This window comes from Paenibacillus sp. FW507-14B1B (assembly GCF_058781425.1).
The window spans coordinates 1573441-1594040 of the sequence record NZ_JBYSWS010000001.1; the positions used below are offsets into that span (position 1 = coordinate 1573441).

The 20600-nt window shown below is 44.9% G+C and carries 17 protein-coding genes and 1 other annotated feature; of the genes, 2 read left to right on the plus strand and 15 right to left on the minus strand.

Annotated elements, in window-relative coordinates:
- Positions 1 to 15: 15 nt before the first annotated feature.
- From lepA to gpr, 4 genes are all read right to left on the minus strand, one after another.
- Positions 16 to 1830: a translation elongation factor 4 gene (gene lepA, locus AC3WJJ_RS07555; RefSeq protein WP_492539305.1), complete on the minus strand. Its 1815-nt coding sequence runs from the start codon at positions 1828 to 1830 to the stop codon at positions 16 to 18.
- An 88-nt stretch (positions 1831 to 1918) separates the two neighbouring features.
- Positions 1919 to 2293 (minus strand): hypothetical protein, encoded by a 375-nt coding sequence (locus tag AC3WJJ_RS07560; protein WP_492539306.1) that lies wholly within the window; start codon positions 2291 to 2293, stop codon positions 1919 to 1921.
- Positions 2294 to 2323: 30 nt separating this feature from the next.
- Complete coding sequence (locus tag AC3WJJ_RS07565) at positions 2324 to 3643, minus strand: stage II sporulation protein P (protein WP_492539308.1); 1320 nt, start codon at positions 3641 to 3643, stop codon at positions 2324 to 2326.
- Positions 3644 to 3857: 214 nt separating this feature from the next.
- The gene (gpr, locus tag AC3WJJ_RS07570) at positions 3858 to 4859 is read right to left on the minus strand and encodes a GPR endopeptidase (protein ID WP_422660298.1); all 1002 of its coding nucleotides are present in this window, start codon (positions 4857 to 4859) and stop codon (positions 3858 to 3860) included.
- Positions 4860 to 5057: 198 nt separating this feature from the next.
- Here gpr and rpsT point away from each other — a divergent pair, with 198 nt between their 5' ends.
- Positions 5058 to 5330 (plus strand): 30S ribosomal protein S20, encoded by a 273-nt coding sequence (gene rpsT / locus AC3WJJ_RS07575; RefSeq protein ID WP_379249805.1) that lies wholly within the window; start codon positions 5058 to 5060, stop codon positions 5328 to 5330.
- A gap of 97 nt (positions 5331 to 5427) precedes the next feature.
- On the opposite strand, the gene holA is transcribed toward rpsT, so the two are convergent.
- From holA to AC3WJJ_RS07605, 6 genes are all read right to left on the minus strand, one after another.
- Positions 5428 to 6447, minus strand: coding sequence for a DNA polymerase III subunit delta (gene holA / locus AC3WJJ_RS07580; RefSeq protein WP_492539310.1), 1020 nt, complete (start codon positions 6445 to 6447; stop codon positions 5428 to 5430).
- Positions 6448 to 6760: 313 nt separating this feature from the next.
- Positions 6761 to 8029, minus strand: coding sequence for an anti-sigma factor family protein (locus tag AC3WJJ_RS07585; RefSeq protein WP_492539312.1), 1269 nt, complete (start codon positions 8027 to 8029; stop codon positions 6761 to 6763).
- Entirely contained in the window at positions 8026 to 8574 is a 549-nt protein-coding gene (locus AC3WJJ_RS07590; RefSeq protein WP_422660295.1) for an RNA polymerase sigma factor, read from the minus strand. The genes AC3WJJ_RS07585 and AC3WJJ_RS07590 overlap by 4 nt, the downstream gene beginning before the upstream one ends.
- 105 nt (positions 8575 to 8679) lie before the next feature.
- Positions 8680 to 11319 carry a ComEC/Rec2 family competence protein gene (locus tag AC3WJJ_RS07595; RefSeq protein WP_492539314.1) on the minus strand — a complete coding sequence of 880 codons (2640 nt, stop codon included), beginning with the start codon at positions 11317 to 11319 and terminating at the stop codon, positions 8680 to 8682.
- A 124-nt stretch (positions 11320 to 11443) separates the two neighbouring features.
- On the minus strand, positions 11444 to 11962 hold the full coding sequence (locus AC3WJJ_RS07600; protein ID WP_492539316.1) for a deoxycytidylate deaminase: 519 nt from the start codon (positions 11960 to 11962) through the stop codon (positions 11444 to 11446).
- A gap of 52 nt (positions 11963 to 12014) precedes the next feature.
- Positions 12015 to 12647, minus strand: a complete 633-nt coding sequence (locus AC3WJJ_RS07605) for a ComEA family DNA-binding protein (RefSeq protein ID WP_492539318.1) — start codon at positions 12645 to 12647, stop codon at positions 12015 to 12017.
- 107 nt (positions 12648 to 12754) lie between these two features.
- Between AC3WJJ_RS07605 and comER the strand changes: the two genes are divergently transcribed.
- The gene (gene comER / locus AC3WJJ_RS07610) at positions 12755 to 13597 is read left to right on the plus strand and encodes a late competence protein ComER (RefSeq protein WP_492539320.1); all 843 of its coding nucleotides are present in this window, start codon (positions 12755 to 12757) and stop codon (positions 13595 to 13597) included.
- Here the strand turns inward: comER and leuS are convergent.
- From leuS to AC3WJJ_RS07635, 5 genes are all read right to left on the minus strand, one after another.
- Positions 13578 to 16019: a leucine--tRNA ligase gene (gene leuS / locus AC3WJJ_RS07615; protein WP_422660290.1), complete on the minus strand. Its 2442-nt coding sequence runs from the start codon at positions 16017 to 16019 to the stop codon at positions 13578 to 13580. The two genes, comER and leuS, sit on opposite strands and share 20 nt — an antisense overlap.
- A gap of 86 nt (positions 16020 to 16105) precedes the next feature.
- Positions 16106 to 16369, minus strand: a binding site (T-box leader).
- A gap of 38 nt (positions 16370 to 16407) precedes the next feature.
- Positions 16408 to 17283: a helix-turn-helix transcriptional regulator gene (locus AC3WJJ_RS07620; protein ID WP_492539322.1), complete on the minus strand. Its 876-nt coding sequence runs from the start codon at positions 17281 to 17283 to the stop codon at positions 16408 to 16410.
- A gap of 50 nt (positions 17284 to 17333) precedes the next feature.
- Positions 17334 to 18407: a Gfo/Idh/MocA family protein gene (locus tag AC3WJJ_RS07625; RefSeq protein ID WP_492539324.1), complete on the minus strand. Its 1074-nt coding sequence runs from the start codon at positions 18405 to 18407 to the stop codon at positions 17334 to 17336.
- 63 nt (positions 18408 to 18470) lie between these two features.
- Positions 18471 to 19634, minus strand: coding sequence for a Gfo/Idh/MocA family protein (locus AC3WJJ_RS07630; RefSeq protein ID WP_492539326.1), 1164 nt, complete (start codon positions 19632 to 19634; stop codon positions 18471 to 18473).
- A 58-nt stretch (positions 19635 to 19692) separates the two neighbouring features.
- Positions 19693 to 20553: a sugar phosphate isomerase/epimerase family protein gene (locus AC3WJJ_RS07635; protein ID WP_492539328.1), complete on the minus strand. Its 861-nt coding sequence runs from the start codon at positions 20551 to 20553 to the stop codon at positions 19693 to 19695.
- Between the last annotated feature and the right edge of the window lie 47 nt (positions 20554 to 20600).

Genomic DNA, 20600 nt, shown 5'->3' on the forward strand with positions numbered 1-20600 from the left:
CGTAAATATGCTTGCTTAATCGTCAATTCTCAGAACCGCCATAAATGCTTCCTGCGGTACTTCGACGCTTCCGACCTGCTTCATCCGTTTCTTACCTTCCTTCTGCTTCTCGAGCAGCTTCCGTTTACGCGAGATGTCACCGCCGTAACACTTAGCAAGAACGTTCTTTCGCATAGCTTTTACCGTTTCACGTGCTACGATTTTTGTTCCAACAGATGCCTGAATCGGCACCTCGAACATCTGACGCGGTATCAACTCGCGAAGTTTCTCGCAGATTGCACGCCCACGATGGAATGCGCGGTCACGGTGGACGATAAAGGACAAGGCATCCACTTGTTCTCCGTTAAGCAAGATGTCCATTTTAACCAGATTCGAAGTCCGGTAGCCAGATAGCTCATAATCAAATGAAGCATATCCTTTCGTGCTGGACTTCAACTGATCAAAGAAATCGTACACGATTTCTGACAGCGGAATTTCATACGTAATCGTTACCCGTGTCGTATCAAGATACTCCATGTTAATGAATTCGCCACGTTTATTCTGGCACAGTTCCATAATCGATCCGACATAATCGTTCGGAACGATAATAGCCGCTTTAACATAAGGCTCTTCGACATAGTCAACCTTTCCGACTTCAGGGTAGTGGGAAGGGTTATCGATCTGAATCATTTCCCCGTTCGTAAGCGCGATACGATAAATAACGCTTGGTGCTGTTGTAATCAGCGGAATGTTAAATTCGCGTTCAATCCGCTCCTGGATAACGTCCATGTGAAGCAAGCCTAAGAAGCCACAACGGAACCCAAAGCCGAGGGCGCTTGATGTCTCCGGCTCAAAGCTGAGTGAAGCATCGTTAAGTTGTAATTTCTCAAGTGCCTCACGCAAATCGTTGTAATCCGATGTTTCAATCGGATATAGTCCACAGAACACCATCGGATTGATCTTCCGGTAACCCGGAAGTGCTTCAGCCGTAGGGCGTTTAGCATCAGTAACCGTGTCACCGACCTGTGTATCTCCTACGTGCTTAATACCAGCCACGATAAAGCCAACATCACCCACGAGCAGCTCGTCCACAATCGTCATCCGCGGTTTAAATGCACCAACTTCGATGACTTCAAAGGTTTTACCTGTAGCCATCATCTTAATCTTAGAACCGGCTTTAATACTGCCGTTGATTACACGAACATAGACGATTACCCCTTTATAAGGGTCATAGTGAGAATCGAAAATGAGCGCTTTAAGCGGTTCATCGGCTATCCCTGTTGGTGCTGGAACCTGCTTAACAATCTGCTCCAAAATCTCTTTTATTCCAATGCCAGCTTTGGCAGAAGCCAGAACGGCATCACTTGTGTCTAGACCAATGACATCTTCAACTTCTTGCTTAACGCGTTCAGGATCAGCGCTTGGCAAGTCGATTTTGTTGATAACAGGTAGAATCTCAAGATCATTATCAAGAGCCAGATACACGTTAGCCAGCGTCTGAGCTTCAATCCCTTGAGCAGCGTCTACAACAAGCAAGGCGCCTTCACATGCTGCCAAGCTTCTCGATACCTCATACGTAAAGTCGACGTGCCCCGGGGTGTCGATCAAATTCAATATATAATCTTGACCATCATCTGCCGTATAGTTCAGACGAACGGCTTGCAGCTTGATGGTGATTCCCCGCTCACGCTCCAGATCCATTGAGTCGAGGACCTGCTGCTGCATTTCACGGGAAGTCAATGCACCTGTAAACTCCAAAATACGGTCTGCCAATGTCGATTTACCATGGTCTATATGTGCAATGATACAAAAATTACGAATTTTTTGTTGTCTTACTTGAACGTCAGTCATGCCTTACCCCCAACAACCACCAGATGTTTGAATCAATTTATTATAACAGTTGGTTGTGTGCACAGCAATGGCAAGTACACATTACAATTTAATCTGTAATAGAGCCGAACACTGAGACCACCCAACGGATGCTTTGATTAGAGAGTTGTTGTAGGAGACCTGCTGTTTTGTCTGCAAGCACATCTGCAGGCGGTTTCGAGTCTCCAGGAAGCAAGATGTCACGAGGTGTAGGCTCAAATTTTGGTTTCTCTTCTTTCACCTCAGCTACAGGAGGATTAGCTGGCAATGTCTGCTCAGGAGGAGAGTAGATGTTGTTCTGACTCTGCGGGACCTGTTGAGTCTGCCCGTATCCTGAATCTTTCAGAAACGAAGGACCATCAGTGCCACCAAGCTGCATACCTACAAGGACGCCGATTCCAGCCCATATAACGATGGCAACCAACTTTTTTCCCGCCTTTGACATCTTTTCTCCTCCTTTAATTACCTTCGCTGATCAAGAAGTTTTGTTATTCTTAGAAGTTGCTTCTTGCTTTTGAACGGTCTTCGTCGTTTCTTGCTTGTTCTTTACACTTGCCTTTTTCACTTCCATATCCTGCCAATATACCTCAGCTATCATATCAGCTAGTAAATCGCCAGTTCGCTTCAATTCTTCCTTCGTGTTATCTATTCCGCCGATTTCGATCAAGATGCTGTTCGGGGATAGCGACTGGTTATACTCTCCATTTCCTTGATCTGCAGACTTGCCCCAGACTCCACGGGATACACCTGGATATGATTTTTCCAGCATTTGATTTATCCTACTTGCAAACTCTTCATTCTGACGCCAATTCTTATTGGCATGACCTACAATAAAATACACCTGTGCATAGTTAACGCCGTTCACTGTTGTTGTTGTCTTACTATGGCGCTGGGAATCTCGATGAACATCAATGAGATAGGTTAAATCTTCATTCTCTGCGAGAGCTGCCTTCACAGCCTGACGCGAATACTTATAGGAATAATTCCAATTGTAGTCAGGTACGGTGCTTTGATAGTCACTCTTATCGTGAACTACTCCAATCCCTTTTGATTCGAGTCTTTTGGCTATCATGCTGCCCACTAGCATAATATTTTTATTCGGTGACGAAGAACCTGGATTATTGCTCTGCTTCCCAAGTAACGGATTAAACGCTTCCTGAGGGTGCGAATGGTAGATCAGTACATTCTTTTTCGTTGAAGCTACCTCCGAGGTTCCGCCCTTATTAGTATTTCCCGGCTCTGTTCCTGAAGGAGGTTCAGCTGGGCTGGTATTGGATTCATCTGGCGTAGGGTCTTCTGTCTTCACTTCAGGGTGATCTTCCTCCGTTTCACTTAGCGTTGATGGATCTGGACGATAGTCCGCTGGAGCTTCTCCATCCTCGTTCCCTGATCCACTTCTAAGTGGTACAGGCTGATTGGTTTTCATGCCTGGCACCTCTCCAGCAAGTAAGCTTTTCGGATCTTTTGGGTTCACACTCGTTAATAGTTCGAACACAAAAGGGGTTATTTTTTCTGCTGATAATGTAGAAGATTCCTTCTCCATAGCCATATGCGGCATTTCCATACCAATCATATCGATAAAAAATCGACTAGATAACGATGCGGCTAAGCCTTTCATCGAGGATACGGGTGAAGTATTCAGTCCTTTCTCCGCCATGCCTCCAAGACCTAATAATAAGAAGAATAGAAGAGAACCTAGCATCAACAGGACCAGCGTTCGACCCATGCTTAAACCTTCCATCACTTTTCTCTTCATTCTAGCTATGTTCCAAATTCGAAATTTACGATTGTTCATATCGACGTCCTCCTCATCTACGGAAATTGCAAAATTTACTAGAATACCTGTCAGGTTAACTTTGTAATCTCTTATATTCCAAATCTATGAGCGAGGGAGAATCGATAGAACAAATAAAAGAGAAAATCCTTTCAAAATATAATAGAGTATGAAAAAAGGCTGCCCCTTCGTCCTTTAAGGGACTTCAAGGGCAACCTATCTAGTAGGATAAGATTTAGTGGGTATAAGCCCCGACATTACCAGGATCCACAGCTTCATGCAGGGCAGCATTTAAACCACTGGCTACAATATTTGCGATATCTTCGATAAACTCGTCAATTTCTTTTGGCGTCACAATCAGGTCATGACCCAGCGGCTCTAATACCTCTTTCACTAGTGCAAGACGTTCATTTTCAGGGATGTCATTGAGCATTCCCATAATTTGACCCGTCTCTGGCGAGCCTTGACCAAAATGAGTCTTCATTAGCTCAATCGCATTGTTGACAATGGTTGATGCGTAACACACCGTCGGAACGCCGATGGCTATACATGGCACGCCTAGAATCTCTTTAGTCAAACCTTTACGCTTATTCCCAATCCCGGATCCCGGATGAATTCCTATGTCTGCGATTTGGATCGTCGTATTCACCCGTTCTAAAGATCTGGAAGCGAGTGCATCAATAGCAATAATCGCATCCGGACGTGTTCGTTCAACAATGCCATGCACGATTTCACTTGATTCAATACCTGTTAACCCAAGCACCCCTGGTGCAACAGCACTAACTTGACGATATCCGGGTGCAACCTGGTCAGGCATCAGCTCAAAATAATGCCGAGTCACCATGACATTCTCAACAACGAGTGGACCGAGTGAATCCGGCGTTACATTCCAGTTCCCGAGTCCAACAATTAAAATGGTTGCATTGTTCCCAATTCCTATGCGCTTTAGAAAATCTTCGAATTCGCGAGCGAAAACCGTTGCGACTTGCTCTTGAAGCCCTGTATCTCCTTTTCGCAGATCAGGCACCTCTAGTGTGACATAATTTCCTTTAACCCTTCCAATACGCTGGGAACCAGCCTCATTTTGAACATCTAGCCGAGTGATCTTAATTCCATCCTCCTGTTTGATATCCTCCAAAACCCCAGGAATCACATTGGTATCCGGACCGGAAGCAAGCTCTCTCGATTCAATCGCAAGATCTGTTCGTACCGAGTAGCGCTGCAAATCTAATTCCATGCTCATTCACTCTCCTGCATTATAATAATGGTAGTGTGCTGGAAGTGAAGAAAGATTATACAGATGTCTTTATTTCAAACTAAAAAGGTCTATAAAGTCATTACTACTTGGTATTGCTTTTTGTACACCCCCATGCTAAACTATTTTAAGTTGTGAAACATTTCGCTCTATTGAAATGCCTTACAGGAGGTGAAAGTAATGCCAAACATTAAATCCGCGGTTAAACGCGTCAAAACGAACGACAAACGCCATGCACTCAACATTTCCCAAAAATCCGCACTTCGTACAGCAGTTAAGAACGCTGACGTAGCGCTGGCTGGTACGGAAGTTGAAACTGCTAAAGCAGCTTTCCAAGCCGCTTCGCAAAAGCTTGACAAAGCCGTTACGAAGGGCCTGATCCATAAAAATGCGGCTGCCCGCAAAAAGTCCCGTCTGGCGAAACGACTGAACGCTCTTACTTCCCAAGCTTAAGATGCGTTTCTGAATAAGAAATGGAAAACCCTGAACAGCTCCTGCTGATCAGGGTTTTTTGATTATTGTCCATTCTCGTATACTTGTTAAGGGGAAACTAAGCCCCTAGTCGAAGCAAGAACAGCTCCAGACCAAGGACTTTGTCCACGCCACCTGTCTTCATCTTGTAATCCAAATCCCCAAGATGATTCAGAATATTCTCTAAGCGAGAGGCTTCAAATTTCCTAGCCTGTTCCCCAGCAATTTTTACTGCATAGGGATGGAGCCCAAGCTGTGAAGCAATCTGCTGTTGGGAATAACTTTGCTTAGATAGTGTCTTTACATGTAGAATGATCCGAAACTGTCTTGTAATCAAAGCAGCAATCTTAATCGGCTCTTCACGCTGCTTCAATAATTCATAGAATATAGCTAGCGCCTTATCAATCCGAAGATTCGCTATATCCTCCACAAGAGCAAATACATTCTGTTCCGTATTCCGTGCAACCATCTGATTGACCGTTTCCTCATCCACTCGACCGCCAGATCCAGCGTAAAGGCATAGCTTGTCTATCTCCCCTGCTAATGTCTGCAGTGCAGTACCTGCATTGCGAACAAGCGCATCTGCAACGCCTGGAGCAAAGGAGCAGTCCTGTTTCGCAGCTTGCTTCTCCACCCATTTCAGTAGTTCTTCACCACCTAATGGCATGAATGAGAGCACCGTTCCAACCTTCTTAACAGCCTTCACTACTTTTTTACGCTCATCTAGCTTTTCATTCTGTACCATAAACACAATAACGCTATAGTCCGCTGGGTTCTGCATGTAATCAAGCAAAGCCTCTATTTTATGTTCAATTTTGCTGTTATCCTTACCAGCAGTGAACACAGATGTATCTCTTACAAAGATTAGCTTTCTTGGAACCATAAAAGGCACAGTCTCGGCTTCCTCAACAACCGCTTGAATAGGAGTCTCTCCCAAGTCCATATGAATCAGCGCAAAATCCTTGTCTTCTTTAGTTAACAGCTGCGATTCCAACAATGCAGCGAATTCATTCATTTGATACTTCTCACTACCGTATAACAGGTATACAGAGGATACCTCCCCCTGCTTAACTGCTTTGATCGCCGCTTTGGCATCCATTCTGTGTTCCCCCCTTCTCCTTCATACACCTAAACCACTATACCAAAAAAGTTGCTCCGGAGCGAGGGAGTACTGACGAATCCATAGCAAAAAGACCTCGACATGTAATAGCGAGGTCTTTTTGTCCCAACTCATCTATATAAACGCCGGACGGAATGCTCTAGAATCATCCCGCCGTCGGTCATACGACGGTGGCTAGTCGGCTTATTTCTATCTATCGTAGGTTATTCATATTACCAGGCATGTGTGCATCATTGGTTCAAAAACTCATCCATCCCATGATCCAGACTCGCCTTCATTTCGTTTCATATTCTTATGGGTTCACATCAGGTTTCTGATCCGTCCCATGACTTTGATTCGCATCTGGCTTCCCTTGTTCAATAGGTTGATCGACATGAAATTCATGTTTTATCACCGTTTCATCCACGAGAACCGTATACGTAAATACCTTACTATCAGCGGACCATTCTCCAGCTTGCCACTCACCATCAAGTGGGATAGAGACCAACGCTTCAGGCGACTGATCTGCCGCTACGGGGAGACGATAAAGAACCAATTTGTTAATGGTTAGCGATGCACTGTAGAGTCCATCGGGTGAAGCCCACTGACGCGGTTTCATACTTGAAATTCCATACAAATCCATCTTGCCAGCTTCCAGCTCTGAATCGTCTGTACTCTCAATGTTCGTCTCATCTGACTTCTGGTTGTCCTGAGCTTCTGCTTCATTCTTAGAGTCTTTTTGTACCTCTTGTGAAGGCGGTACAAGATCATCCTGTGTTTTCTGTGGAGGCACAGAATTCCCTGTACTGTTGTTATTCTTCGTTGAACCCGTATTCGTAGAAGTTGTAGAAGGTTCTTTACTCATTCGAGACTTTTCGCTGACTTCATCTTTCGGAGGAATTGCTGCCGGATTGGGAGCAACCTGTTTCAATGAAGCTGGTTCATCCGCAACTGGCTCATCTGACTTCTGTCCATCCGATTTCGGTTGACCAGAATCCGGTTCTACTGGCTCTTCTGAAGCCATTAGCGGCTTCTGAGAATCATCTCCCAATGGATCGATCTCACTAACAGCACTCTTCTTCATTTCCTCCGACATGTCCGGAAGTTCCTGGCTTCCATTGCTACCATTACTTACAGGCATACTAGCTTCTTTAAAGGGCACTTCTGCGTCCGAGAGCATCTCTGGTTCATACTTAAAGATGGCAACCCCAAGAATCATAGCGGCTGCTACCGTTCCAACCACGGTTCTGCCTGCAATCGTACTAAACCAATTGGATCTTCGTCCGTTACGTTTGAGCTCTGGCACCATCACTGCTGGTTGAATTTTCATATCTTCAACATTATGTTCACTTCGAGCACGATCAATCGCTTCAAGTTGAGGAAGTATTGCATCAACTAAACTAAATGGCGGTGTGACTGCGGGAAGCTCTTCTAGATCCCTCGACAAGGACTTCAGCACGTTGAATTTTTCTGCACAGGCCGGACAAACAGCAATATGGCGGTACATCTCAGCAGTCTCTTCCGGATCGAGGTCCTGATCCAAATACCGATGCATATATTCCACCACCTCTTGACAATTCATCCTGATACACCACCTTTCTGATGCTCATGGAGCATGTTCTGAAGCTGCTGTCTGGCCCTGAATAAATATGATTTCACTGTATTCAGCGGCAAGTTCAAACAATCAGCTATTTCGTTGTAAGACAAATCCTGCAAATATCTTAAGACAATAACGGTGCGGTGATGATCCGGCAGTTGATTGATCGCCTCTTGAATGTCTTGAGCCAAATATCCCGTCATCACTTCTTTCTCTACATTCTGCCGATCCTGAAAAACAAGATCATGCTCATCAATAGAAACGGTAGGCTTCGTCCTCCGAAACTTATCGATACAGATGTTAGTGACGATTCGCTGCACCCATGTTTTAAATTGGGCCTTCTCTTCATAGGAATTAATCTTTGTATAAATGCGAATCAATGCTTCCTGTGAAGCATCCAGAGCATCCTGTTCATTGTTTAAAATATAATAAGCAGTTCGGTACACTTGCTGTTCAATCTCTCGCAATAGGGTGATTAGAGCGTCGCGATCGCCCGATTGAGCCGCTCTGATGAGTCCCTGCTCCACCACAGTGGATCCCCCTCTCCCTGCATATATACAGACGGATGATAGTATTGATATGTTGCAATCTTTTACCTATTTTATCTAAGGAAAGTTCATCTAACTATACCAAATTTAATGAACTTCGTCATCCGACATCAATTTTGTACGTATATCTATCACTCCATTACTAGAAACTTTCATTTGGATCTCTCCCCTAAGATCAGTCCGCAGGGCAAATGAACCATAGCGCCTTAGTCTCTCTACTACATCGGGATGGGGGTGACGGTACATATTATTGACGCCTGCAGATATTACAGAGACCAGAGGCTTCCAGGCCTCAAGCCATTCCTCAGATGTTGAGGTCTTACTTCCGTGATGTCCCACCTTAAGTACATCTAATGGACGTGTTATATTTCCCGCCGCAATTTGCTCAGCTTGCTCTGTTAATATCTGCTGCTCTGCTTGTTCATCCGCATCACCTGTAAACAAAAAACGTGCTTGATTCATACGCATCTCAACAACAAGAGACTCATGGTTCTGATTTTCCACCACAGGAAGTGCTCCCTGTTCTCTGCCTTGTCTCCCCATATTCATAAACAGAAATTCAGTATATCGATCTGCATGATAGATGGACCCGCCGTTAGCCTGATATACAGGGATCTCTTGTTTAATCGCTGTTGTTAACAGCCGCTCAAATGACTTCGATTCAGATAGGGTACCGTTGAACACGATAGATTTTACAGGGATTTCTTCCAGAACAGCCTGAAGGCCACCACTATGGTCTTGATGATTATGTGAAATCATCACCATATCTAGCGAATGAACTCCTCGTTTCTTCAGTAAGGGGACAACGACTTTCTCCCCCACCTCGAATGGGTTGCTTCTCTCCTTCCATGCATCCTTCTCTTTTCTAAAATTTGTTGTCCCACCGGCATCAATCAATATATGCTTTCCTTCTGGTGTAGATACTAGGATTGAATCTCCTTGACCTACATCCAAAAACTGTACCCAACCGTCCCCTTGCCTCCCAGGTCCATGATAGCCACTATATAGCAAGAACAAAAACAGACAGGAAAGCAGCGTAACCATTGCACTACTTCCAAATTTCTCTGTGTGATGCGCAAGTCTATAGAATCCCGTTGATCTAAGCTTATTTGCAACAGGGTGCAGAGAAAAAGAATGTAACGTCTTGGGCATGTCACCCCTTGATAAAGGAACCGTTTCATCAAAGTTCACTCCATTCTCCAGAGTTGCCCACTTCTTCTTACTTACTGTATGTAATAGCAGGTATAGAACAATAAAATACCCATTGATCCACCACAATGTCGGTGATGGCCAAATGGTTAGAAACAACGGATAGCTATTCATCCACTCCACAATAGAGAAGGTAGAAGCATTCAGCCATTCTATTAAGATTGCAATCCACCGCGCACAGGTAGGCCATATCATTCCAAGGATCACAGTAATCATGCCCATGGGCAGAACAACCAAGCTAATTAAAGGAACGAGAAATAAATTCGCAAGCAAAGACAATAACGAAAATTGGTTAAAATAATAGATCGTAAGTGGAAATGATACGAGTTGAGCGGCTAAAGTAACTCCGACCGTACCCGCCAGCCAGCGGGGCAAGAAAGACAGAAAAGACGTTAACTTTGGCACAAACACCATAAGTCCTGCCGTTACAAGAAAAGACAACTGAAAACTGATATTTACCAGGAAATAAGGATCCCACAACAGCATGATCAAGGCTGTAAAACTCAGAATATGTAATCCATCCTTCAAAAGACCCCGCCTTGCTGCATACAGCCCGATCATCCCCATGATACCTGCGCGTACTACCGAAGGACTTGCTCCAGTCAGCAATACATATATCGGTAACAAAAAGATAACAGCGGTCAAAGATGACTCCCTAGTAAAACGACATGCCGAGAAAATAAACAACAATGAACCAACATAAACAGCTACATGCATTCCCGATATAGCCAGAATATGCGTAAGCCCTAGTCTAGAAAACTCACCAAACGTATCTGCATCCAAATCCCCCTTCTCACCGATGATGAGTCCCTTCATATATCCCGCATTCACACCGCTAAACAATTGATCAATATGACCTCCAATAAATTCGCGCGCCTGATCATTCCAGCGAAATAGATGGCTCCACGTCCACTCTTCCGGTTCATCAACTTCGAGCTGGTCTATTCCTTTCACTTTAAGGAGCCAGTGAATTTCTTTTGTTCGCAAAAATTGTTGATAATCAAATCCTTGAAAGTTGCGAGCAATCCCTGGCTTCTCCAACTGACCTACGATGCTCGCAACATCCCCCCGTCTCCAGTGCAGTGCCGCCTGCTGCTCCGCTTGTGTCATCAATTTCACCTGGACTTGAACCTTTTCCTCCATTTCATCATAGTTATCCATATCCTTTATTAAAAACTCAAAGTCAGCTCGATCCCCATCCACTTTAACAGGAGATAGGATCACTCCTTTAGCCAGAATTGCAATGGTCTCATCTTCTTCCTTCATATCTGTTAGTAGATTACTTAGAGTACTGACATTTCGCGCATCATTCCACTCCCAGTATCCTGATGACATGAACAACGATAAGACCATACTGCATATAAATATTGCTCCCGCTCGTCGCCAAAATAAAACAACGGCCAGCAGCAGCGAAATCCCCACAATGGTATACATCAGCTCAAAACCAGAATACATACAAGCAGTCCCACTGCCCAGCACCCAGCAGCAGGTAAACACCAGCAGCGGTCGATGAGTCATTTCATGCTCAGCTCCTCTTTAGAATATTGGGTTACAGAACAAAAAAAGACCTCTAGCTGCCTAAGCATCCAGAGGTCCTTCCTCGTTACCGATGTATTAACTTTTAAATCGATTCCGGTGAATATTAATCCGAAATCGTCATTAGCGTTTCTTTTGGCGGTTCATATGTAAGTAGCTGACGGAATGAAATCCCCTTCTGTTCCATCATGCGATGTACCTTTTCCGTATCCTTTGCGTAAGAACGATGGAATACAACTTCTGTAATTCCGCTATTCGCCAGCATGTTGGCACATGTCCAGCAAGGCTCGTCCGTTACATACACGGTACTTCCTTCACGATCAATACGATCTGTGAACAACAATAAATTCTGTTCTGCATGAATCGTTCGAATACAGCGTTGTTTCTTAACCATTTCTTCTTTGCCGTTACTCGATACAAGCTCATAATCTTCAGCAATCATACAGCCTGCCTCCGAACAATCTGGAACACCCATCGGAGCTCCGTTATATGCTGTTCCAAGCAGTTTTTTGCCCTGTACCAATACTGCTCCGACATGACGTCTCGAGCACTGTGACCGAGTGGATACCATAAATGCGATATCCATAAAATACGTGTCCCAATCTTTACGTTGATCCGTACTCATTTTTAGTTCACCTGTTTCCCTAGAAGTTATCTGAAATCATTGTATCACAGGGTCAAAGCGCAACGTAAGGTTTCATTTTCTCAAGCATTTTAGGTCCAATACCTTTGACGTCCATAAGGGCGGATACACTAGGGAACGGACCATTCTTGCTCCTGTAGTCGATGATAGCCTGTGCCTTTTTCTCTCCAATACCTGGGAGATCCATGAGCGCTGCTAAATCCGCCGTATTTATATTAATTTTACCTGAAGTGTCCGTGTTAGATAAAATCTCTTCTTGTTCCTTCTCTTTCACATTCTCATTCTTCTCGTGGGATACTGCTTCTAAAGAAGGTTTCTCTTCTGATGCTTTTTCTGTAGCCGAAGTAATTTCAGAAGATGTATCTTTGTTAGTCGTTTCTACTTTATTTGTGGAAGGAGGGTTTACATCCTGATCAGAGATGTTCTTATCTTGAACATTTTTGAGCTTAATCGCCTCCTCCATACCAAAGGCTTCCTGAATTTCCGAATTTAGCGGCTTCCATTCTTCAATTCCATCTTTCTTTCCCCCAGCAAATAAGATAAGAAAGCAGCCAATACATACAGCAATAATACTGAACCCTATCGGTAATCGTCTCATAAATATGACTCCAATCCCGAACGGAATGCCCGTCCAATTAATAACAACGTAATAATATAACGCGTACATGAACGATTCCTCTCCAAATCGGTCATGAATTAACGGTCAAGTCGCATACATTAACGATATGAAACGGTATCTCTATGCCGTAAAGCGCGAAAGGAGGGAACGTACACATGAAGGTCGGTTTTATCGGTACGGGCAGCATGGGTAGTCTGCTAATCGACTCCTTCATACGATCGGGGGTGCTACGACCTGAACAAATTCGGATCAGTAACCGTACACCGAAAAAGGCTCTTGATTTGGCAGCCCGCCATCCTGGCTTAATCGTATGTAGAAGTAATGCAGAAACTGCATCACAGAGCGACCTGTTTTTTCTGTGCGTTAAGCCCGGAGAATTTAAACCTGTCATAGACGAAATCCAAGAACATCTTCTCACCTCTCAAATCGCAGTATCCATTACGAGTCCCGTCCAGATCAAACATCTCGAATCTGCGCTTCCCTGCAAGGTAGCGAAAATTATACCTAGTATTACGAACCAAACAGGAAGTGGAGCATCACTATGTATTTATGGGTCACGGATACAAGAAAAAGACAGGCTGCTTTTAGAAAGCCTCCTGTCTTCTATTAGCAGGCCCACTGAGGTTCTGGAATCACACACACGGATCACTTCCGATTTTTCCAGCTGCGGGCCTGCTTTTTTGAGTTTTTTTGTGGAAAAATGGATTGATGCCGCGGTCGAAATGACCGGAGCCGACCGCCCTACGCTAAATGCTCTTGCCGGAGAAATGCTGCTCGGAACCGGCAAATTGCTTACGGAGGAAGGTTTCTCTCCTGAACAACTTCAAGAGAGAGTGGCAGTTCCCGGAGGCATTACCGCCCAGGCACTGTCCCTACTTGGAAACAGGCTGGACGGTTTGTTTCACCAATTGATCACGACCACACATGATAAATATGAGGAGGATCTGGAGAAACTGGATGCTGCCTTCGGTAATTCGATTAACCGGCCACGATATTGACCAGTTTACCCGGCACCGCAATCACCTTGCGGATACTCTTTCCTTCCAACGCCTGCTTGACACTTGGAAGGGAGAGGCTATGTTCTTTCATTGCTTCAATGTCCATATCTTTAGCAATCTTGGTCCGTTCTACAATTTTACCACTCACTTGAATAACAATCTCGACTTCGGCATCCACTGTCCAAGCTTCATCAAACTCAGGCCATGGGACATATGTGATGCTTTCAGTGTTACCCAGACGGTTCCACAGCTCTTCAGCCAAGTGAGGTGCGAGCGGAGATAGCATTTGTACGAAATCTTCCATTGCTTTACGCGGCAGCTCATTTACTTTATAGCCTTCATTAATGAAGATCATAAGCTGGCTGATCGCTGTATTAAAGCGCAGATGTTCCATATCATCTGTCACCTTTTTGATCGTCTTGTGCCAAATGCGTTTGAATTCATCGGTTCCTTCGCCATCGATGATCTTAGAGCTAAGTTCACCATTCTCACCGATGAATAAACGCCAGATCCGTGACAGGAATCGATGCATACCTTCTACACCATTGGTATTCCATGGTTTAGTTGCCTCAAGAGGTCCCATGAACATTTCATATACACGGAGTGTGTCAGCACCATATTCATTTACGATATCATCTGGATTGATGACATTACCACGCGATTTACTCATCTTCTCGTTGTTGTTACCGAGGATCATACCTTGGTTAACTAGCTTCTGGAATGGCTCTTTTGTATCTACCACACCAATATCGTACAACACCTTATGCCAGAAACGGGCATACAACAAGTGTAGTACCGCATGTTCAACACCACCAATGTACAGATCGACAGGCAACCACTGTTTCTGCTTCTCTTTGGAACAAAGCTCCTCATTGTTGTCTGGATCAATGTAACGAAGGTAGTACCAACAGCTACCAGCCCATTGTGGCATTGTATTGGTCTCGCGACGGGCCTTCATGCCCGTCTCTGGATCTATGGTTTCAACCCAGTCTGTCACGTTAGCAAGTGGTGATTCACCCGTACCTGAAGGTTTGATCTGATCTACATCAGGCAGAAGCAGCGGAAGCTGATCCTCTGGTACAGTCTTCATTGTGCCATCTTCCAAGTGAAGAATTGGAATCGGTTCACCCCAGTAACGTTGACGGCTGAACAGCCAATCACGCAGACGGTAAGTGACTTTCTTCTGTCCTTTTCCGTTCTTCTCAAGCCACTCATTCATCGCTTCAATAGCTGCTTCATTATCCAGCCCGTTTAGGAAATCAGAATTGACGTGTTCTCCGTTACCAGCATACGCCTCTTCCTCAACATTTCCTCCCTTAACAACCTCGATAATATCCAGACCGAATTGTTTCGCAAATTCCCAGTCACGACTGTCATGACCTGGAACAGCCATAATCGCTCCAGTACCATAGCCAGCGAGTACGTAATCAGCGATCCAAATAGGAACTTGTGCTCCATTTACCGGATTCACTGCATATGCACCTGTAAATACGCCAGTCTTATCTTTTGCCAGATCCGTACGTTCCAGATCGCTCTTACGCGCTGCTTGATCTTGATATGCCTTAACTGCATCTTTCTGATCCTCGGTTGTAATAAGGTCCACTAATTCGTGTTCAGGAGCCAGTACGCAGTAACTTGCACCAAACAAGGTATCTGGGCGTGTTGTAAATACCGTCAAGTGCTGATCATGACCAGCGATATCGAAGCGCACTTCCGCACCTGTTGATTTTCCAATCCAATTACGCTGCATATCTTTGATGCTTTCAGTCCAGTCAAGCTCATCCAGATCCTCAAGCAGACGCTCGGCATAATCGGTAATTTTCAGAATCCACTGACGCATCGGTCTGCGGATTACAGGATGTCCACCACGTTCGGATTTGCCATCAATGACTTCTTCATTCGCAAGAACCGTTCCGAGTGCAGGGCACCAGTTAACTGGAATTTCGTCAACATAGGCCAGACCTTTGTTATACAACTGAATGAAAATCCATTGCGTCCATTTGTAATAATCAGGATCCGTTGTGCTGATCTCACGGTCCCAATCATAAGAGAATCCAAGTGATTTGATCTGACGACGGAAATTATCAATATTCTTAATCGTAAATTCCCGAGGGTGCTTTCCCGTGTCCATTGCATACTGCTCGGCAGGAAGGCCAAATGCATCCCAGCCCATTGGATGGAGCACGTTGTATCCGCGCATCCGCTTAAAACGGGAAACAATATCTGTTGCCGTGTAACCTTCTGGGTGACCTACATGCAAACCTGCACCCGACGGATACGGAAACATATCCAATGCATAAAACTTCGGTTTCGATGGATTGTCGTGCGTTTTAAATGTTTTGTGTTCATCCCAATACTGTTGCCATTTCGGCTCGATGACCTGCGGCTGATAACCGTGGCCTGTCGGTTGATTTTCACTCATACTTTCATGCTCCTCCTTCTCGGTCAAACACGGTTTAAAACCGTGCGCCTCAAAACAAAAAAACCTCATCATCCATAGCGTACGACGCTAGGGACGAGAGGTTTGATTCCCGTGGTACCACCCTAGTTAGCTAAAGACATTCTTTGTCCTTAACTCCCTTTGCACCTCTATCGCAGGTGAGACGACGATGACTCATCGGACTGGCGTTAACTTACCCACGTAAGCTACCTGATCCGGGTTAACATCGTTACTCCAAGGCGAGTTCATTTCCTTCGTCAACCGGCTTGCACCATCCGCCGGCTCTCTGTGTGATCGAGTTAGAAACTACTATTCCTCATCATCGTATGGTATTCGATTTTAATGACGATATTATATCGAACATCCTCGCTTAAGTCAATGCTGAACACCTGCTGCTACGGTAATCTTCCGGTGTTCTACCGACCATCTCCTTGAACATCCGGCTGAAATGGGCTAAATGTTTAAACCCTGCAGCATAACAAACTTCCGTGACTGACAGACTTGGATGAAGCCACAGCAAGATTTTTGCCTGATTAATTCTTCGGCTATATACGTATTTGAAAACAGTGGTGCCTGTCACTTCTTTAAACAACGTGGACAAATACTGCTTCGTTAAATGCACCGCATCCGCAATATCCTCCAAGGTTAGGTCGTTCATATAGTTACGTTCCACAAAGGTTATCACCTGCTGAACATGACGTTCCTTTTCGGAGAAAGAATCTCTATCATTTACAACATTACGACACAGATCCGCGATAAAATACATCATGTCAAGTATCCGCAGCATTCTTCGCTCCTGTGTAGCCCCATGAGAAGTTAAACGATCTAAATCGCTCATAATATTTTCGAATTCCAACCGCTCCGATCCTTGCAACGACAGACGATAATTTCGAAGTTCCTCAAATGGACTCAATAATGCCGCGGATGCTGCAGGTTGAAGCCACCGGTTCACGAAGCCAGGATCAAAGTGAGTGATACTCCGTACATAACGCACACCAGGCTCCACATGAGGACAGTGCAAGGTCAAACCATTCATTAGGATAAGATCGCCCGGCTTTAGAAGGTAGATCTTATCTCCGATAAGATAATTACATTTTCCTTCGTGAAAATAATAGATTTCATAGAAAGCATGCGAATGAAATTCACCGCCAGCCATTGGCTCCTCTTGACGATGATGAAATTCGAATGGTTGATGAAGCTGTATTTGTTTCCCGCTCAACTCATTCATAAAGGACACCGGTTTCATAGAGTTTTCCCCTTCTGATCCTAGGTATTCCTTTATTATAACGGAACCAATTACTGAATACGAACCGCTTCATTCTGAGCGACAACACATAATTCCCCCGCTTTAAATGCATGTTCCTGTGTCATTGCTCGTTCTGTTCGTTCCATGCAGTCTATTATCAGTTCTCCGAAAAATGGATAGCCCACCTTATCCTTTAGCTCCATATGGTATTCTCCCTCATGGTTAACCAGATAGAGATGATCTCCCTTCGGATCTCTTGCTAGATCAATATATTTTCGCAATTCGATATACCCGTCCGTACCCAGGATAAACGTTCTTCCATCTCCCCATGTGCTGAGTCCATTCGGTGTAAACCAGTCAACACGGAAATAATTCGTCGCTCCGTTATCACCGATCAATGTTGCATCCCCGAAGTCTTCAAGCTCTGGATACAACGGATTGTTGTAGTTCGCCACCTTACTGCTCATCACCTTGGCATCCTTACATCCTGCGAAATATAAAAACTGTTCAATCTGATGGGAGCCAATGTCACAGAGAATACCTCCATACTGAACATGACGGAAGAACCAATCTGGCCTTGATGAAGCATTTAAGCGATGTGGTCCAGTCCCCATCACTTGCACCACTCGGCCGATAGCGCCATCTTGAATTAATTTACCGGCATGAATTGCACTCTCTACATGGAGACGCTCACTATAATAAACCATATACTTCTGTCCCGTCTCTGCAGCTTTAGCTCTGGCAGCTGCAACCTGATCGAGCGTAGTAAAAGGCGTTTTATCCGTAAAATAATCCTTACCATAGGACATGACCTTAAGCCCAAGGTCACATCGCTCGGAAGGAATTGCAGCCGCAGCAACAAGCCTTACCTCCGAGTCCTCCAAAATTTGTGATTCTGAAGAAGCTGCACGTACTTGGGGGTATTTCTCGCAGAACTGCTGTACTTTTATCGGATCGGGGTCATACACCCACTTCAAGGTTGCACCTGCCTCTACAAGCCCATTACACATCCCGTAAATATGTCCGTGCTCTAGCGCCATTGCGGCAATAACGAACTGTCCGGGGCCCACTACCGGCTCCGCCTTTCCGGTCGGAGCGTAGAGCATACCGTTACTCCTATTCACTTAAGATACCTCCTTCAACCATATAGCCCATTGCTTAAAAGTTCAGACGAGTGACTCGCTCTCTTATCCAAATGTCTTAGACATATCAGCCGGACCCGTTTCAATTACGGTCTTCTGATAGGTTGAATTCTTAATCCGTTCCTGCAAAAGCTCATAATACAAATCCTCATCTAGCGGAAGATCGACCCAATTGTCCGTCCAGCTCGACAGATGCATCGCATTCGACAGAGTCAAGCCATGAATCCCTTCTTCACCAGGTGCAATGAGCGGCGCTGCATGCAATATGGCATCTGTGAAATTTTGAATGATACCATTATGCTGTGAGTTATTCCCCGAGACCGGTATCTCACATTTCCAGCATTCCGGCTCTCCGAACCCGCCTTTGAATTCCTGATTAAACTCTGTTTCCGAAACCCGCAAACGCCAAAATGTTAATTTATCATCTTCAATAACGATCTTGCCGCGATCACCCGTTACTTCAAAACGGTTCGTTCCAGGTGCTTCCCCCGTTGTTGTAATGAACACTCCTGTTGCACCGTTCTCATATTCAACATAAGCAGTCACATCATCTTCAACTTCAATATTTCTGTATTTGCCGAAAGAGCAAAAAGCTCTCATTCGTACAGGCATTAGCCCGGTAGTCCATTGCCATAAATCTAGCTGATGTGGGGATTGATTGATGAGAACACCACCGCCTTCACCTGCCCATGTCGCGCGCCAGCCACCGGAATCATAATAGCTTTGCGAACGATACCAGTGAGTAACGATCCAGTTGGTCCGGCGTATCTCTCCAAGCTCACCTGAAGCAATCAGCTCACGGAGCTTCTGATATAACGGATTACAGCGCTGATTATACATAATGGAATATATCTTACCACTCTCCGCAGCGACCTTATTCATCTCACGAACCTGCTTCGTATGGACACCTGCAGGCTTTTCGATCAGCACATGTAAACCTTGTTCAAAAGCGTATATTGCTTCCTCAGGGTGAGCATAATGCGGCGTTGCAATAATTACGGCATCGATTTCACCAGATGACATCATTGCCTTTGCATCACCCCATACCTTGACTCCTTCTGGTAGCTCAGCCTTGGCCATCTCCTGCTTGCTTACCTGTAGATCACATACAGCCACTAAGGATGCTCCTCTAATCTTACCTGCTGCCAGTGCTCTAGCATGACTAAATCCCATTCCAAGCCCGATCACGCCAATTCTAACTTGTTCCATACTCATTACTCCCCCTTTTCTTGAAATCATGAAATGAATTCAATTATGTAAAGAAACATCAAGTTATGGCATTATGCCATTCTTCCATCTGTTGGACGAAGTATTTCAGCATATCCTTGGAAGAATACTGCCCACTGAAATCTTCAATTCCTAGATAGCCATCATAGCCGACCGCTTTCAGATCAGTCAGCACCTGGGGCCAAGAAACGATGCCATGCGCAAGAGGGGTCCATTCTCCAGTCCATGCTGAATGCAGACCATCGGCTGACTTTGTCATGCGATATCCGGCATTCTTCACATGAACATGAGCAAGATAAGGACCTAGGAGCTCCATGCCCATTCTATAATTCTCAAAACCTTCATGTACCATATTACCTGGGTCGTACAAAACTCCAATATGATTGGAGTCAAAATGACTGACCAGCTTATGAGCTAAGCCTGCACTAGGTGCTATCGTTTTGTGATGTGTTTCAACAAGCGCCTTAACACCATAATCAGCAGCTAAACGCTCCACTTTATCCAAATAACGAACAGCCTGGTCGTAAAGATCATTGTAGTTCGTTCTGCCATCATACCCAGGAACGCCTGCGCGAATAAAAGAAGCTCCTAGCGTTTTAGCTGCTTTCATCACACGTTCTGTACCTTCCATATCCCCACAATTCAGATAAGGGACCACCGCAATACTCCGCAAATTATACTGCTTAACAGCTTTATCAAAGCTAAGCCATTCTTCCTCCGTGCCTTCTGGATCTATAGAGCAGCGATTATGCCGCCAAAATGAGGGATCCTCTTGAAATGCATCTTTCGGTATTTCCTTGAAACGCCATTCAATACCCTCAACTCCTGCTTCTTGTGCAGCAGCAGCTAGCTCCTCCGGATTCAAATCAGGGGTTGCAACCGTAAACACAGACCATTTCATCTTCGCTCCACCCTTTCTTCACTTGATTGAATTCCTTCATTCTGAAA